A 17,083-nucleotide genomic window follows, 5' to 3' on the forward strand; every position below is an offset into this window, starting at 1 on the left:
GTCATCGCCACCTCTTTCGCCGATCACTCGGCTCGGGGATGGCCCGCCCGCCGAAACCTACCGCCTCCGCGGCCGGGTCCGGCTGAGACCCTTCCTCCTCGGGGAGATGGCCGCCGGCGCCGAAGGGTTCGTCGTACGCGGTCAGCTCGGCCGCGGAGAGCGCGCGGGGGCTCTCTTCGACGGGGTTCGGGCCGTCCAGCCCGTCGTCGACGACGCCCAGCTCGTTCAGCTTGCGCGCGCTGACGAGCACGCGCGTCTCCAGGGAACCGACCGTCCGGTTGTAGGACTTGATGGCACCGGTCAGCGCGCGGCCCAGCTCGTCGACGTGCTGCCCCATCGTGCCCAGCCGCTCGTACAGTTCCTTGCCCAGGTCGAAGACGGCGCGGGCGTTGCGCGACAGGGCGGCCTGCTGCCACGCGTAGGACGCCGTCCGCAGCATCGTGATGAGCGTGGTCGGCGTGGCGATGTGCACCCGGCGGCGCATCGCGTACTCCAGCAGCCCGGGGTCGCGGTCGAGCGCCGGCGCGAGGAACGCCTCGCCGGGGATGAAGAGGACGACGAACTCGGGCGAGGGGCTGAACGCCTGCCAGTACGACTTGGCCGCCAGACGGTCGACGTGGTCGCGGAGATGCCGCGCGTGCGCGTCCAGGCGCACCGGGTCGCCGCTCTCCGCGGCCTGGAGGTACGCGGCCAGCGAGACCTTCGAGTCGACCACGATGTTCTTGCCGCCCACCAGCCGCACCACCATGTCGGGACGCACCGTCCCGTCCACCGTGGCGGACGTGGCCTGCTCGTCGAAGTCGCAGTGGTGCGCCATCCCGGCCAGCTCCACGACGCGGCGCAGTTGCAGCTCGCCCCAGCGTCCCCTGGCCTCGGGACGCTGCAGCGCGCGGACGAGCGACTGCGTCTCGCGGCGCAGCTGGTCGGAGCTCTGCCGGACGAAGTCGACCTGCTTGGCGAGCATCGCGTGCGACTCGCGGCGGCCCGTCTCCACCTCGCGGAGCTGCTCCTCGACCTTGGCGAGCGTCTCCTTGAGCGGCGCGACGAGGTGCTCGACCGCCTGCTGCCGCCGCTGCAGCTCCCCGGCCGCCTCGATCCCGGCCGCCTTGAGCCGGGCGTCCGCCAGCTCCAGGAACCGCTGGTTGCTGGCGTCGAGCGCCTTCGCGGACAGGTTCTCGAAGTGCTCGGCCATCCGCTCCTCGGCGTAGGCGAGCTTCTCCTCGGCCGCCCGCGCCCGCGCGATCAGCGCGCCCTGCCGGCTCGTCGCGAGCGCGTATCCGGCGACGGCGCCGAAGACGGCGCCGACGAGGAGTCCGGCGAACAGCGCGAGGTCCATCCGTTCATCGTGACAGCGCGGCGCCGATCGGCGACCGCGACGCGCCGGGCCGCCCCGCGTCACGGGCATTTGGCCCACTGTTCACCAACGGGAGGCCCACCGGAGGTTCCGGGCAGCCCGAGGGGTGCGCCGGCGCCCATAAACTTGACGGCCGTGAGCCTCTCCATCGGAATCGTCGGGCTGCCCAACGTCGGCAAGTCCACGCTGTTCAACGCGCTGACCAAGAACGACGCGCTGGCCGCCAACTACCCGTTCGCGACCATCGAGCCCAACGTCGGCGTGGTCGGCGTGCCCGACCCGCGGCTGGCCGTGCTGGCGGAGATCTTCGGCTCGCAGAAGATCATCCCGGCGACGATGGAGTTCGTCGACATCGCCGGGATCGTCAAGGGCGCGTCCGAGGGGCAGGGGCTCGGCAACAAGTTCCTCGCCAACATCCGGGAGACCAACGCGATCTGCCAGGTCATCCGGGCGTTCGAGGACCCGGACGTCACGCACGTCGACGGCGACGTGGCCCCGTCCCGCGACATCGAGACGATCAACACAGAGCTGATCCTGGCCGACCTCCAGACGATCGAGAGGGCGCTGCCGCGCCTCGACAAGGAGGCGCGCACCAAGAAGGACAAGGAGAAGCTCGCCGTCGTCGACGCCGTCAACGCCGCGCAGAAGCTTCTGGACGACGGCGTCACCCTGTTCGCGGGGGCCGAGAAGGCCGGAATCGACCTGGCGCTCCTGCGCGAGCTGCACCTGCTCACCGCCAAGCCGTTCCTCTATGTCTTCAACCTCGACGAGAGCGAGCTGACCGACGAGGCCCTGCGCGCGCGCCTGAGCGACATGGTCGCGCCCGCCGAGGCGATCTTCCTGGACGCCAAGATCGAGGCGGAGCTGATCGAGCTGCCCGACGACGAGGCCCTCGAACTGCTCCAGGGCATGGGGCAGGACGAGCCGGGCCTGTCGCAGCTCGTCCGGATCGGCTTCGGCACCCTCGGCCTGCAGACCTACCTGACGGCCGGGCCGAAGGAGGCGCGGGCCTGGACGATCCGCAAGGGCGCCACCGCGCCGGAGGCCGCGGGCGTCATCCACACCGACTTCCAGCGCGGCTTCATCAAGGCCGAGATCGTCTCGTACGACGACCTGACCGCCGCCGGTTCCATGGCCGCCGCCCGCACCGCCGGCAAGGTCCGCATGGAGGGCAAGGACTACGTCATGCAGGACGGCGACGTCGTGGAGTTCCGCTTCAACGTCTGACGCGGGCCGCCGGTGGGCGTGACGTGTGTGATTTTGGCGACAGCGGGGCCGAACGAGGCCCGCGTGGCCACTGAGCTGGCGTTTTGTAGTGATATGTCGCGATTGCGCCACTTTGCCGGAGTATTTCGGGAACAGATTGCGGTCGCCGTCGCCAGCCGGTAACCAAGCAACTTCCGAGTCGCCGCGCTTGTCCGGTACCTGGACCTGCGCACTGTTCGGAGCCTTGGATAGGGGATCGTCACCGTTTGGCAATCTTCCCTGTTCCTGCTGAGGTGGATTGCATTATCCACAACCGCGTGCCGGGGCTGTGCTTGGCTGGGATGCGCTGGAACAATTGACGCCCGTGGTTACCCTGGGCCCGAGGTGGGTTCAGAAAGGACCACCGGACCAAGACCAGGAACACAGGACCGCGCCGACCGGGGGCGAGGCGCGAGCGGAGGCAGGATGGCTCGCAGGTCGGCCGTGGGACGCGGCCGTGACACCGCCGTAGTCGACGAGACGGCGGCGCCCGGCCGGGCGCTCGGTTCGTCCGCCGACCCGTGGGACCTGCCCGAGCGGGGACGGTCCGGCGGCGGGCGCGGCGGCACGCGAGGCGGCCGCTGGGGCGGCTCCGGCGGGCGCTGGTGGGTCTGGGTCGGGCGCGCCGTGCTCTGGGCGCTCATCATCGTCATCCTCGTCAACGGCGTCCGCGCCCCGTTCGAGCGCTTCACCGCCGACGAGACCTCCGGCGGGGCGCCGGCCGCGTCCAAGCCCGCGAAGAACGCGGGATTCCCGTCCAGCGCCGCGGGCGCGTTCGCGCTCCAGTTCGCGAACGTCTATCTCAACTTCGACCAGAAGAGCGCCCCCGCCCGCGAGGCGCAAATGCGGACCTTCCTGCCCGACGGCGCCGACGCCCAATTCGGCTGGAACGGCGTCGGGAAGATGCAGGTTCAGTCCGTGCAGGTCGCCGGAGTGGACGCCCGCGACGCCAACAACGCGACCGTGACGCTCCTCGCCCGGACGGCCGACAGATGGCTCCGCCTCGCCGTTCCCGTGTACGCCGACAAGAGCGGCTCACTGGTCGTGTCCGCACGCCCCGCCCTGCTTCCCCCGCCCACCAAGGCGCAGCTTCCCCAGGGCGGGGTCCAGGACCGCGACACCGCCCTCGAAACCGAACTCCAGCCCTTCCTCGGCACCTTCTTCCAGGAGTACGCCCGGGGGAACCAGGAGGCCCTGTCCCGCTTCTCCAACGGGACGACCATCGCGGGCCTCGCCAACTCCGTCACCTTCGTGCAGGTCAAGGAGGTCGTCGCGCCCAAGGGACCGGGCGGCGAGCGGACCGTCACCGCGACCGTGGTGTGGCAGCCGGCCGGAGGAGGCGGCGGCGAACTGGAGCAGAGCTACCAGCTCGCCATGGTCAAGAAGGGCGCCACCTGGCTCGTCCAGGACATTCGCGGCACCACGGAACCGAACGCGTCATGAGAGGCCGCGATTTGAAAACCAACACCCCCAGCGAGTCCGCCGACCTAGGAAGGTAGCCAGTCGATGCTGCACCACATCATGGCGTCGATTCCGCACGAACTTCTGGCGGCGCCCGACGACGAACTGAAAACCGACCAGCTCGCCGACTGGCTCCGCCAGATATTCGGCCCGCTGTTCCTTGTGATCGTCTCCATTGTCGCGATCTTCTTCCTGTTCACCCGAGAAATCACGCGTTTCGTCCAATTCATCGTGCTGGCGATAGGAATCGGGGTGGTCTTCTACGTGCCGAACATCATCGAGACCACGGCCAAGGCGATAGCCAAGGCCCTCGGCGTGGACGTCTCCTGACCTCGCCCGGAGGTCGGCAGGCGGCACGGCGCTCGCGCAGTTAGGGGAGTAGGGGCGTGGATCTACCCACGTACACGAACATCTGGCGCATCGAGAAGCGGCTCTACAAGCTGTACGACCTGCGGCTGCCCATGCCGCTGCCGCTGGTCCAGATCGGCGTGTTCCTCGGTGTGTTCGTGCCCTGGATCGTGCTGCTCAGAGTCGTCGGGATCCCCTTCGAGTCACCCTGGCACGTCCTGTACATCGTCCCGCCGGGCGTGCTGACCTGGATGGCGACCCGCCCCGTCATCGAGGGCAAGCGGCTCACCGAACTGCTGCTCTCCCAGAGCCGCTACCTCTCCGAACCCCGCACGTGGTGCCGCCTCACCCCGATCCGCGAACCCCGCGAGGTCGTCATCGTGGCCCGCGTGTGGCGCCGCGCCGAGGCCCCCGCCCCGGCCGCCGCGATGGAACGTGCCGCGATCAAGTCCCGCCGCCGCGCCCGGGACCCCGAGCCCGTCCCCATCGCCCCGCCCGCCGCCGCGCCCGCCCCGGTCGTACCGCGCCCCGCGGCCGCCGCCGCGCCCCCGTCCCTGGTGGAGTACGCCGCGCAGCGCGAACCGGCCGTGCCCCCCAAGGCCTGGCGCCGCACCACCCGCGACATCTCCCACGAGGACGACGTCCTCCCCGTCGCCGCCGAGATCGAGCACCCCCCGGCCACCCCGCAGCTGGAGGCGCCCCCGCCGGCGGCCCCCGGCTCCGGCAAGCGCGCCTTCGCCTCCGGCGTCCGCCGTCCGGGAGCGCCCGCCGAGGTCTGGCAGGCCGAGGCACCCCCCGACACCCGTCCCGACATCCCCGTCCCGCAGCCCGCCCCGAGCGTCCGCTGGGTGACCCCCGCTGAGGAGACGTTCAACGGCGAGCCCGGAGACAAGAAGGTCGCGGGCCACCGAGCCACTCACCGCGACACCCCGTCCACCCCGCGCCCCCACGCGACCCGCCCCGACATCCCCATGGTCCCCGGCGCCTTCGGCGCCCACTCCCGGCAACAACCCGCCCACGCCCAGGAGCCCGAGCAGCCGCAAGGACGCCCGCCTGTGCCGAGTGCTGAGACGGTGTGGCCTCCGAGGCCCGCGCCGGAGCAGGAGCAGGCCGCGAGCCCGGGTGGTGAGCCGGAGGCTCAGCCTGCGCATGCGGGCGGCGAGGAGACGCGCCCGTCTGCTCGTCCCACGCGTCCTGAGCAGCAGGTGGTTCGCGCGCAGGAGCAGCCCGAGCGCCCTGAAGAGCAGCGTGAGCGTGCTCAGGAGCAGTCTGCGCAGGAGCCTTCCGCGAGCCCGAGCGAGGAGGCGCGGTCTGGCGGCGAGGCGGAGAGGCCGGAGGACGAGGGTGCGCGTTCGGGTGCTGGGGAGACCCGCCCGTCTGCTCGTCCTACGCGGCCCGAGCAGCAGGTGGCTCGGGCGCAGGAGCAGCAGGGGGTTCTGCGGGAGCCTCCGCGGCCCTGGTCCAAGGGGCTTTCCAAGCCGTTGCGGCCCGCGGTCACGGACAACCTCATGTGGCCCCCGGTCCCCGATGCGGGGGCTCCGGCCGCGCAGGGGACGCCGGTCCAGCCTCCGGCCCCGCCGCCGGTGGAGGAGGAGGCGCCGCCGCGCGAGGTGCGGTCCCAGCCCGCTTCGCCCGTCCGGCCGCGGCCGTTGCCGCCGCCTCCGGCGCCGCCGCCGTCCGGGCCAGCCATCACGCCGCCGGGGCCCGAGCACGAGGTCACCAGCGGCGGGCTGCGGCGGCTCATCCACGCCGTCGGCGGCGGACACGGCGAGATCGACGCCGAGTTCCAGCAGCGGATCCAGCAGCCGTTCCACGGGACGCGGCACGTCGTGGTGCTCGGGTGCACCGGGGGCGCGGGGCAGACCGTCACGGCGCTGATGCTCGGGCACACGTTCGCCCAGCACAACGGCGAGCCCGTCGTGGCGATCGACGTGAATCCGGGTCCCGGTGCGCTGGCGCGGCGGACGCGCAGCGACACCAACGAGACGCTGACGGGGCTCATCACGCGCGCCGACCAGGTCAACAGCCTCACGGCGATGCGGCGGTACACCTCGCAGGCCAAGTCGGGGCTCGACGTGATCGCGGCCGGGAAGAACCCGCTGCAGGCGCTGGACGACCGCGACTACGCGCTGGCCATCCGCACGCTCGACCGGTTCTACTCGGTGACGATGCTGGACGCGGCGGCGGCCGTGGTCGCGCGCGTCCTGCCGTACGCGGACCAGATCGTGCTGGTCGCGCCGGCCAGCGCCGACGCGCCGCGCGCGGTCGCGATGACGTTCGAGTGGCTGGACGGCCACGGGTACGAGGAGCTGCGCTCGCGCGCCGTGACCGTCATCAACGGGGTGAGCCGCCGCAGCATGGACGACGTCGAGCAGGCCGAGGCCGTGGCGCGGGGGCGTTGCCGGGCGCTGGTGCGCATCCCGTGGGATGATCACCTGAGCATGGACCGCGCGCCGCGCAACGAGCTGAAGTCGTTGCGCACGCCGACGCGGCGTGCCTATCTTGCCCTCGCCGGCGTCGTGGCCGGCGGCTTCACCGTCATGCCCGAGCGTTACCAGGAGCTTCAGCAGGAGCAGGAGGCCACCCGATGAGCGCCCCTCGCGGGCACCTAGCGGAGAGCACGGCGAGCCGGGCATTCCTGGCGGACACGCTTGACGTTCATGACCGTCCGGATGGTCAACACTCTCCCGGACAACCCTGCGCGGCCCTCCGTACGCCGGGAGAATCAGGGGCCGGAAGGAGGGCGGCATGAGCAAGTCGAGCCGGTTGGCCGTGCGGTACTTCGACGACCGCGTGCTGCTCACCGACGCCGCCGCCTGGGCGTACTTCCGGCTGCCCACCGTGTCGTACGAGTTCACGACGGGCGAGGAGCGCGAGGCGCTCGCCACCAACATCACCATCGCGCTCGCGGGCATCCGGATGCAGGACGCCGAGGTGCACCTGCGGATCGCGCACCGGACGTACCCGGCCGCCGAGTGGGCGCTGGCCCTGGACCGGACGTCCGACGGCGGCCCCGGGTGGCGGGAGTACCTGGAGGAGACCTACGCGCACGTGTGGGCCAAGGACTTCTGGACCAAGGAGGTCTACCTCGGGGTCCGGCTCGGCCCGCGCGGCATGGGCGCGCACCTGTCGGGCGGTGTCCTGTCGCAGCTGATGGGGTTCTACAAGAAGAGCGAGAACGTCCTCGGCGTGCACGACGACGCGATCGACAAGAAGGAGATCGGGCGCTGGACGGAGCAGGCCGAGCGGATCGGGCGCGCGCTCGGCGGGTCCGCGCTCTACGCGCGGCACGCCACGTCCACCGAGGTGGCGTGGCTGTTCCAGCACGCGGTGACGGGGTCGCTCGCCGACCCGCCGCCGTCGGCCGTACCGCGCAGGACGTGGGGGAAGGGCGAGATCGAGTCGCTGGTGGAGGGCGCCATCCACAACGGGCGCTCGTACCTGCGGGTCGAGCAGCCGAACTTCACGGGCGCGGGCGGCGGCGCCACGGCCACGTCCTATGTCGCGTACCTGTCGTTCGCCCGGTTCCCCGACATGATGCCGTTCCCCGACGGGGAGCCCTGGTTCCACTACTCGGACGCGCTCCCGTTCCCCGTGGAGATCAGCGCGCGGATGAAGCTGATCCCGCCGGCGAAGGCGTCCAAGGACGTCTCGCGGAAGCTGGCGCACGCCCGCGACATGGACCAGCACATCCGGGAGGCGGGCGCGGAGGCGCCGATCGCGCTGGCCGAGCAGATCGACGCGGCCCGGATGCTGGAGCACGGCATCACCAAGGAGCGGCTGCCGTTCGTGTACGGGTGGCACCGGCTGATCGTGTCCGCGCCGACGGAGGAGCTGCTCGCGCAGCGGGTGGACGCGGTCGTCGAGCACTACCGCGACATCGGCATCGACGTCGTCAACTCGACCGGCGACCAGTTCTCGCTGTTCCTGGAGTCGCTGCCCGGCGACCAGATCCGGCTGAACGCCTACGCGCAACGCCAGCCGCTGCGGACGATCGCGGGCGGCATGCCGATCGCGACCGTCGACCTCGGGGACCGTCCGGACGATGAGGCCGAGGGGTGGATCGGCCCGTACATCGGCGAGACGCTCGGCCGGGCCCGGTCCATCGTGCACTTCGACCCGCTCGTCGCGGCGGCCCGGAACCGCCCGACCGCCGTGGCGATCACCGGCGAGCCCGGCGGCGGCAAGACCACGCTCGCGCTGCTGCTGATCTACCAGATGGCGCTGCGCGGGGTCACCGTCGCGGCGATCGACCCCAAGGGCGACGCCGAGTCCCTGGTGGAGCTGCTGAAGGCGCGCGGCCGCAAGGCGCGGATCCTGCCGCTCGGGTCGGCGGCGCCCGGCCTGCTCGACCCGTTCTCGTTCGGCGACGACCTCGCCACGATGAAGACGATGGCGACCGAGACGCTGCGGCTGCTGCTGCCGCGGATGTCGGAGGAGCGCGAGTCCGCGATGATCCAGGCGGTCGGCGCGGTCGCCAACGGGGAGCGGCCGTCGCTCGGACGCGTCGTCGACCATCTGGAGGCGGCGGAGGATCCCGCGTCCAAGAACCTCGGCGCGGTGCTGCGCTCCATGTCGGAGATGCGGCTCGCGCGGCTGTGCTTCGACCCGTCCGGCGGCGAGCGCATCGACACCGCCGGGTGGACGACGGTCTTCACGCTCGGCGGGCTCACCCTGCCGGACGTCACCATCTCGCGGGAGGACTACTCCTACGAGCAGCGCCTGTCGGTGGCGCTGATGTACCTGGTGTCGCAGTTCGCGCGGCGCCTCATGCACGGCCTCGACCGGCGGCTCCCCAAGGCCATCTTCCTGGACGAGGCGTGGGCGATCACCTCGACGCCCGAGGGCGCGAAGCTGGTGCCGGAGGTGTCCCGGATGGGGCGCTCCCGCAACACCGCGCTGATCCTGGTCTCCCAGAACGCGGGCGACCTGCTGAACGAACAGGTGACGAACTGCCTGTCGTCGGTGTTCTCGTTCCGCTCCACCGAGCGGGTCGAGGTCGGCAACGTCATGTCGCTCCTCGGGGTGGAGGCGTCCGACGAGCACAAGGCCGTGCTGCGCAACCTCGGCAACGGCGAATGCATCTTCCGTGACCTCGACGGCCGTGCGGGGCGCATCGGCGTCGACCTGATCTCCGAGGAACTGCAGCGTTGGCTGGACACCAACCCGACCCGGTCCCGTCCGGGCACGTCCGAACTGACCGCAGCGGGGGCCGAGGTCGAGGAGGTCGGCCGATGAGGGGTACCCGCGACCGGATGGCACGCCTGCAGCGCTCGCCCGGCGAGGGGCTCGACCCGGGCGTGCTCGACCGTCCGCACCGCCGGGTCCGCCGCCGCCGGCCGCGGACCCGCCGCTCGGTGCTGCTGCTGGTCTTCATGGCGCTGTTCATGGTGGGGCCGCTGGCGCCCGCGTCCGCGTCGATCCCGAATCCGGGCCTCCCGACGCCGAACGACGCGTGCCGCCCGGCGGACAACCCGCCGCCCGAGCAGTACGGCTCGGGGACGGACGGCATGATCAAGCCGCCCGACTATCCGGACGAGAAGCTGCAGAAGTCCAAGCCGGAGCAGCTGACCTACTACGACCGGTACGGCATGGCGGGGCAGAGCTGGTACGCGGTCGACATGGGCTGCTCGGACGCGATGTCGCTGATGGGCAACGCGCTCGCCAACACCACGTTCACCGTCGTCCGGGCGATCGACCGGACGACGATCAGCGTCTACCAGGCGGCTGCGTCGGAGTCCCTGCTGGGCTGGCTGAAGGACACCGTCGACGGTGTCATCACCAACATGGGCAAGACGTTCAACGCGCGCTACTGGTCGTGGGTGGTCATCCTCGGCGCGATGTGGCTCGCCTGGTGGGGCCTCGTCCGCAAGCGGGCCAGCAAGGTCACCGAGGGCGTGGTCTGGATGGTCGCCGCGATGGTCGGGCTGGTCTGGCTGATCGCGCGGCCCGCGGACTTCACCACCCTCGGGACGAAGGTGTCCGAGGCGACGAGCGCCGCGTTCAACGCGGCGCTGCCCCACAGCGACACCAAGGGCGGGACGTGCATTCCCGTCCCGAACGGCAGACCCGATCCGGCGGTGTCGCAGAAGCTCGACTCGACGACCTCCAACGCGAACGCGCTGTGGGTGGCGCTGGTCTGCAAGCCGTGGCTGCAGGGTGAGTTCGGCACCACCGACCCCAACGCGAAGGTCGTGAAGGAGAACGCCGACAAGCTGCTGTGGTCGCAGGCGGTCGACCTTCCGGAGACGTACGGCCAGAACGAGGTCGACCTGGGGAAGAAGGCCGACGCCTACAAGGACGTCACCAAGAACATCAAGGACAACCATCCGGAGACGTATTCGCTGTTCCAGGGCAAGAACTGGCAGAACCGGCTGGCGGTCGCGTTCGGCGCTCTCTTCGCGGCACTGGTCGCGGGGCTGCTCATCATGGTCATCGCGACCGCGCTGATCGTCGTGAAGATCGCGTTCCTGCTGCTGCTCGTCGCGGGTCCGATCTTCCTCGGCATCGGGATACATCCCGGCATCGGGCGGGTCATCGCCGTCCGATGGCTCGAACTGCTGCTGTCCATGCTGCTGAAACAGGCGGCGCTGATCGGTGTGCTCTCGCTGCTGCTGTGGGCGTACAGCCTGATCCTCGGCGAGACGCTGCCGTGGGGCCTGCAGATCCTGCTCATCGCGCTGGTGACCTTCGCGGCGTTCGTGTACCGCAAGCCGTTCCAGCACCTGTTCTCCGCCGTCGGCTACTCGGCGGTCGGGTCGCGGGAGAAGAGCGAGGCGGAGCTCAACAAGTCGGTCGCGCAGGCGCGCAAGAACACGATCAACACGATTCCGGGCGCGAACGCGTACCAGATGCTCCGCAGGACGGAGAAGGACGCGGTCCCGATCGCCGCCGGGACGCAGGGCGGCGTAGGCACCGCGGCGGCGGCCGACCGGCTCGGCAACGGGGCGGGCGAGGACCAGTCGCCGGAGGACGCGCCGGTGCTGGCCGCGCGGCCCCGGGGCGGCGCCGCGGCGGCGCAGCAGGGGCGGTCCCGGCGGGGCGCCCCGCCCTTGAACCTGCCGTCCCGGGCGGGCGTGTCCGGCGACCGCCGGTCCGACGGCACGGCGGCGGCCACCCGGCCCGGCGGCGTCACGGTCGCGAAGGGCGGCGACGCGGGCGGTGAGCCCGGCGGAGGCAAGCCGTCCGGCGGCACGGGCTCCGGCAAGGGCACCGTCCGCCCGACCTCCTGGACCGGACGCGGCGGAAACGGCGGCGGCGTCACCGGCGGTGGCGGTGGCGGCGGCAACGGTGGCTCCGGCGGTGGCGGCGGCTGGTTCACCGGCGGCGGGCGCTCGTCCGGCTCCTCCGGCGGCCGCGGATCCGCGGGCGGCGGCGGCAACGGCGGCTCCGGCGGCTCCGGTGGCGGCAATGGCGGCGGCTCCGGTGGTGGCGGGTCCGCGCCGAACGTCCCCCGGCAGCGCGGCGTGTTCGGCGGCTCCGGAGGTTCCGGAGGCGCGCCGTCGCGTCCCGAGCCCGGCGCCCGGCGCACGCCCCCGCCGCTGTGGGGCCGCGGCGGTTCGCAGGACGGCCCGCCGATCCCGTTCTGGCTGCGCCCGGTCGATCGTCCGTCCGGTGAGCCGGAACGGGACGAGTGATGAACCTGACCGACCGCCGGCGCAAGCTCCTGTTCGCGGGACTCGTCGTCGTGCTCGCCGCCGTCGGCGTCTACCTGACGGTCGCGGCGCCCGAGCCCGACGACGAGCCGGAGGCCCGCCCGTCCGCGACGGCCGGCCCGTCGGGCCCGGCATCGCCCCCGCCGGGCATCCAGAACACCGTCAACCCCGGCGACTTCGACATCTACCGGCTCCTGCCGTTCTCCCGGCAGGAGTTCGCCACGGCCGCCGAGATGGCGCAGCGGTTCGTCGCCGCCTACGGGACGTACCGCTACGACGAGACCCCCGAGATCTTCCTGAGCCGCCTGTCCGGCCTGGCCACCGAAGACCTGGAGGAGCGGCTCGCGCAGGGTGCGGCGACGCCCGGGATCCTGGAGGAGCGCCGCCGCGAGCAGCTCGTCGCGCGGGGGTCGGCGTCGCTCGACCAGGTCCGCAACATCGAGGACAACTCGCTCATCTTCCTCGTGACGGGCACGCAGCAGGTCACCAAAGGCGGCAAGACGAGCACCGACAAGGAGCAGTACGCGGTGACGGTGGCGCGCGACGGCGGCTCGCTCAAGGTGTACGCCTTCGCGCCCGCCGACGCCGGCCAGGCGGGTGACACCGGATGAGCCCCCGCCGGATACTGCTCGGCGGCGCCCTCGGCGTCGCCGTGGCGATGTTCGTCGCGCTGGTGTCCGTCCCGATCCTGTTCTCCGGAAGCCAGTACCTCTTCGGCGGAGGGCTCGACGGCAACTGCGTGGACACCGCGGGCGCGGGCGCGCAGCCCGCGGCGGCGAACGACGCGAAGGCCGTCCCCTCGAACTTCCTGAGCCTCTACCAGGACGCCGGCAAGAAGTACGGCATCCCGTGGAACGTGCTGGCCGGCATCGGCAAGGTCGAGACCGACCACGGCAGGTCGACGCTCCCGGGCGTCGGCAGCGGGGAGAACTACGCGGGCGCGGGCGGTCCCATGCAGTTCCTCGCCGCGACGTTCAAGGAGTTCGGGGTCGACGGCAACCGGGACGGCAAGAAGGACCGCTACGACCCGGCGGACGCGATCCCGTCGGCCGCCGCCTACCTCAAGCACAACGGCGCCCCGCAGCGGATGAAGACCGCGATCTTCCAGTACAACCACTCGTGGGACTACGTGGACCTCGTCCTCGACTGGGCGAAGCGGTACGTCGGCGGCGACTTCAAGGTCGTCCAGGCGAACGGCATCAACTGCGAGGACAACGACCTTCCGGCGAACGTCGGCGGGATCGTCCAGCAGATCATCAAGTTCGCGATGGCGCAGCGCGGGAAGCCGTACGTGTTCGGCGCGAACGGGCCGGACGCGTGGGACTGCTCCAGCCTCATCCAGGCCGCGTACCGGCAGGTCGGGCTGAACATCCCGCGCACGACGTTCCAGCAGTGGCCGTTCGGCGTGAAGGTCGGCAAGGGCAAGGAGCAGCCCGGTGACCTGGTGTTCTTCGACTCGGGACCGGGCACGTCGGCGAACAACCCCGGCCATGTCGGCATGGTCATCGGGAACGGCAAGATGATCGTGGCGAGCTGCTCGACGTGCGTGCCGGCGATCGGCGTGAAGTCCTACAAGCGGTCCGACTGGGTCGGGGTGACCCGCCCGCTGGCGCGGCCCGACTTCAAGAAGAAGGTCTCCGAGCTGGCCGTGCGGCAGCCGGGCGGCTGACCGGGCTCACCGGAACCGGCGCTTGCCGACGACCAGCAGGATCTCGCGCAGCGCGTCGGCGGCGTCCCGGACGTCCTGCGGCGGCACCCCGGCCATGGCCTCCTCGTGCGCCGCGCCGGACGCGGCGAGGCCCTGCTCGGTGACGCGCAGCCCCTCGTCCGTGAGCTGGACGAACCGGCTGCGGGCGTCCCCGGCGTTGGCCTCGCGCTCCACGAGCCCGGCCTTCTGGAGCCGCTGGAGGACGTTGCTCGTCCCGCCCGAGGTGAGGAACGCCGACCGGGTGAGCTCGCTCGGCCGCAGCCGGTACGGCTCGCCCTCCCGGCGCAGCACGGTCAGCACCTCGAACTCGGCGTAGGTGAGGCCGAGCTCGGCGAGCGGCCCCCGCAGCGCCTGCTGCACCAGCGTGGCGATGCGCCCGGCGCGCTTGCCGAGCTCCAGCATCGCGATGAGCGGCTCGGTCAGCCCGTCCCGCCGCCACGTCTCGGCCACCGCGTCGATGTCGTCCCTGCGCGCGCCCTCATCCACCTGCACGCACCAAGACTACCGACACCCAATTGCTTTTGAAAAAGCTAAGCCATAAGCTTTCACACATGACATCACTCCTCATCACGAACGGCCTCGTCATCGACACCGCGCCCGCCCCCACCGTCCTGGGCACCGCCGACGTGCTCATCGAGGACGGCCGCATCGCCGCGGTCGGCCCAGAACTGGCCACCCCCGCCGGCACCGAGACGATCGACGCCACCGGCCGCATCGTCATGCCGGGCTTCGTCGACACGCACCGCCACACCTGGCAGGCGGCGCTCCGCGCGATCCTCCCCGACGGCTCGCTCCCCGCCTACCTGGCCCGCGTCCTCGGCGAGCTGGCGCCCCGCTACCGCCCGGACGACGTCTACGCCGGGACGCTCGCCGGCGCGCTCGAATGCCTGGACTCCGGCATCACGACGCTGGTCGACTGGTCGCACATCCAGCTCGGCCCCGCCCACACGGACGCGAGCATCGCCGCACTGCGCGCGTCCGGCATCAGGGCGGTGTTCGGCTACTGCTACGGCGGCGACGGCGACCTCGACGCCGAGACCCGGCGCGTCCACCGGGAGTACTCCGGCGGGATGGCAATGGCGCTGGCGGCGCTGGGCCCCGAGATCGCAGGCGAGGAGCGCGCACTCGCCGAATGGCGGACGGCCCGCGACCTCGGCCTGCCGGTCACCGTGCACATGGGCCACAGCGCCGAGGGCGCCGCACACGGGCTGGCGTTCCTCGAAGACAACAAACTGATCGAGCACCCCACGACCTACGTGCACGCCAACTTCTACACGGACGACGACTTCAAGCGCATCGCCGGAAACAACGGGACCGTGTCCGTCTCTCCCGCGATCGAGGCCGCCCTGGACATCGGCCAGGCCCCCACGGGCCGAGCCCGGACCGCCGGCGTCCCGACGGGCCTCAGCGCGGACACGGTCATCTCGGGCCCCGGCGACATGTTCAGCCTGATGCGGACCGCCTACGTCCTGGAGCGCGGACGCCCGGACGGCGCCGGCCTGGGCTTCACCACCGCCGACGCCCTGCGAATGGCCACCATCGAGGGCGCCGAAGTGGCGGGGCTCGCAGACGTCACAGGATCGATGACGCCGGGCAAGCAAGCCGACCTCCTCATCCTCCGCACCGACACGCCGGGCATGGCGGCGGCCCACGACCCCGTCGCCGCCGTCGTCCTCTCGGCGGACACCCGCAGCGTCGACACCGTCCTCGTCGGCGGCCGCGTCGTCAAGCGCGGGGGAGCACTGCTGAACCAGGACGTCCCGTCCCTCCTGACCTCCCTGGAGGACTCGGCGGAGCGCCTGACACAGGGACCCCACCCCGAATAAGGCGGCGGGAATCTCAACGGCACATGGCATGCTGAGCGGCGTGGACCCCGAAATCACGATCCGCGTCGCCGACGAACTGCTGATGTTCCTGCCCGCCGCCCGGCGGGAGGCCGTGCGCCGGGTCGCCCATGACGGGACGTCGACGCTGGGGCACGTCGTCGAGTCGCTCGGCGTCCCGCTGCCCGAGGCCGGCCCGATGACGGTCGACGGCGAGCCGGCGGACCCCGCCGCCCGGCCCCCCGCCGGCGCCGAGGTGACGGTCGCCGCGGTGCCCCGTCCCCAGCCCGTCCCGCTGGAGCCGGACCAGGCCGCCCCCCGCTTCCTCCTCGACGTCCACCTGGGCACCCTGGCCCGCCGCATGCGCCTGCTCGGCCTCGACACCGCCTACCACAACGACATGGACGACCCGGCGCTGGTCGTCCAGGCCAACGAGGAGCGCCGCGTCCTCCTCACCCAGGACCGCGGCCTGCTCCGCCGCCGCGCCCTGTGGTTCGGCGCCTACGTCCGCGGCTCCCGCCCCGACGACCAGCTCCGCGACCTCCTCGACCGCTTCGCCCCCGCCCTGTCCCCCTGGACCCGCTGCACCGCCTGCAACGGCGAACTCGTCCCGGTCGACAAGCAGGAGGTCGAACGCCACCTGCGGGACGGAACGCGCCGCAGCTACGACGTCTACGGCCGCTGCGCCGACTGCGGGCAGGTCTACTGGCGCGGGGCGCACGGCGACCACCTGGAGGAGATCGTCCGGGAGTCCACACGGCTGGTCGGCGGGGCCGCCGTCACCGAACGGTAGCGAGAGGAGCTGGTCCCAATAGACCTCGTGGTCGTCGGCGCCGCGATCATTTCGGATGGGCGGCTGCTGAGCGCGCAGCGGTCCGAGCCCCCGCACATGGCGGGCGGCTGGGAGCTGCCGGGCGGAAAGGTCGACCCGGGCGAGTCCGACGAGGACGCCCTGGTCCGCGAATGCCATGAGGAACTCGCCGTCAAGGTGAGCCTGGGCCGCCGCATCGGCGGCGACTGGCGCCTGAGCGAACGCAGCGTCCTGCGCGTCTGGACCGCCAGGATCACCGAGGGCGAACCCCGCCCCCTGGAGCACCTGGCCCTCCGCTGGCTGACCCCACCCGAGCTCTACGACGTCCCCTGGCTCCCAGGCGACCGCCCAGTAATAGAAGCCCTAGCCGCCCAGGGCTTGACCCCCTAACCCCCCAGCAAAGCAAGAACAAGCTCGCGCAGCGAGCCGCAAGGCGAGCCGAAGCGATCGAAATCACCCGCACCAGCGTGACCGCCGGCACCCACTACTGCACCGACCTCAGCCCTCACAGCAACCATGCGACAACCTGGGGGCCGCGATCGCGTCCGAAGGCAGGTGCGAGCGAAGCGAGAACCTGATCGCGCAGCGAGCCGCAAGGCGAGCCGGAGCGATGCCAGCGATCGCCCGCTTTTATCGACGATGGAGGGCCGCCAGGCCCGAAGGAGGAGAAAAAAGCAA

13 protein-coding genes are annotated in these 17,083 nt (G+C 71.7%); 11 read left to right on the forward strand and 2 right to left on the reverse strand.

The window, feature by feature from the left end:
- Window position 1: 1 nt before the first annotated feature.
- Entirely contained in the window at window positions 2–1,336 is a 1,335-nt protein-coding gene (locus tag BM339_RS12170; protein WP_075020876.1) for a DNA recombination protein RmuC, read from the reverse strand.
- Window positions 1,337–1,489: 153 nt separating this feature from the next.
- Between BM339_RS12170 and ychF the strand changes: the two genes are divergently transcribed.
- The 8 genes from ychF to BM339_RS12210 all read left to right on the forward strand — a co-directional run bounded on the left by ychF (window position 1,490) and on the right by BM339_RS12210 (window position 13,732).
- A complete protein-coding gene (ychF, locus tag BM339_RS12175; protein WP_021595356.1) occupies window positions 1,490–2,581 on the forward strand; it encodes a redox-regulated ATPase YchF in 1,092 nt (363 codons plus the stop codon).
- A gap of 444 nt (window positions 2,582–3,025) precedes the next feature.
- Window positions 3,026–4,042, forward strand: a complete 1,017-nt coding sequence (locus BM339_RS12180; protein WP_075020877.1) for a conjugal transfer protein — start codon at window positions 3,026–3,028, stop codon at window positions 4,040–4,042.
- 63 nt (window positions 4,043–4,105) lie between these two features.
- A complete protein-coding gene (locus BM339_RS12185) occupies window positions 4,106–4,390 on the forward strand; it encodes a hypothetical protein (protein ID WP_021600158.1) in 285 nt (94 codons plus the stop codon).
- 56 nt (window positions 4,391–4,446) lie between these two features.
- Window positions 4,447–6,999: a TcpE family conjugal transfer membrane protein gene (locus tag BM339_RS12190; RefSeq protein WP_075020878.1), complete on the forward strand. Its 2,553-nt coding sequence runs from the start codon at window positions 4,447–4,449 to the stop codon at window positions 6,997–6,999.
- Window positions 7,000–7,156: 157 nt separating this feature from the next.
- Window positions 7,157–9,646 (forward strand): ATP-binding protein, encoded by a 2,490-nt coding sequence (locus BM339_RS12195; RefSeq protein ID WP_021599590.1) that lies wholly within the window; start codon window positions 7,157–7,159, stop codon window positions 9,644–9,646.
- Window positions 9,643–12,045: a type IV secretion system protein gene (locus BM339_RS12200; RefSeq protein ID WP_083597562.1), complete on the forward strand. Its 2,403-nt coding sequence runs from the start codon at window positions 9,643–9,645 to the stop codon at window positions 12,043–12,045. Before BM339_RS12195 ends, BM339_RS12200 begins: the two co-directional genes overlap by 4 nt.
- Window positions 12,045–12,674: a hypothetical protein gene (locus tag BM339_RS12205; protein ID WP_021598489.1), complete on the forward strand. Its 630-nt coding sequence runs from the start codon at window positions 12,045–12,047 to the stop codon at window positions 12,672–12,674. Before BM339_RS12200 ends, BM339_RS12205 begins: the two co-directional genes overlap by 1 nt.
- The gene (locus tag BM339_RS12210) at window positions 12,671–13,732 is read left to right on the forward strand and encodes a C40 family peptidase (RefSeq protein ID WP_021598488.1); all 1,062 of its coding nucleotides are present in this window, start codon (window positions 12,671–12,673) and stop codon (window positions 13,730–13,732) included. Before BM339_RS12205 ends, BM339_RS12210 begins: the two co-directional genes overlap by 4 nt.
- A 6-nt stretch (window positions 13,733–13,738) precedes the next feature.
- On the opposite strand, the gene BM339_RS12215 is transcribed toward BM339_RS12210, so the two are convergent.
- Complete coding sequence (locus BM339_RS12215; RefSeq protein WP_143118375.1) at window positions 13,739–14,263, reverse strand: MarR family winged helix-turn-helix transcriptional regulator; 525 nt, start codon at window positions 14,261–14,263, stop codon at window positions 13,739–13,741.
- A gap of 59 nt (window positions 14,264–14,322) precedes the next feature.
- Between BM339_RS12215 and BM339_RS12220 the strand changes: the two genes are divergently transcribed.
- From BM339_RS12220 to BM339_RS12230, 3 genes are read left to right on the forward strand one after another with little or no spacing between them, the layout of a single operon-like run.
- Entirely contained in the window at window positions 14,323–15,597 is a 1,275-nt protein-coding gene (locus tag BM339_RS12220) for an amidohydrolase family protein (protein WP_021598486.1), read from the forward strand.
- A 28-nt stretch (window positions 15,598–15,625) separates the two neighbouring features.
- Window positions 15,626–16,387 (forward strand): Mut7-C RNAse domain-containing protein, encoded by a 762-nt coding sequence (locus BM339_RS12225; RefSeq protein ID WP_083597563.1) that lies wholly within the window; start codon window positions 15,626–15,628, stop codon window positions 16,385–16,387.
- An 18-nt stretch (window positions 16,388–16,405) separates the two neighbouring features.
- Entirely contained in the window at window positions 16,406–16,795 is a 390-nt protein-coding gene (locus tag BM339_RS12230; protein WP_075020880.1) for a (deoxy)nucleoside triphosphate pyrophosphohydrolase, read from the forward strand.
- The last annotated feature ends 288 nt before the right edge of the window (window positions 16,796–17,083 follow it).

The organism is Actinomadura madurae (genome assembly GCF_900115095.1).
GTDB classification, from domain to species: domain Bacteria; phylum Actinomycetota; class Actinomycetes; order Streptosporangiales; family Streptosporangiaceae; genus Spirillospora; species Spirillospora madurae.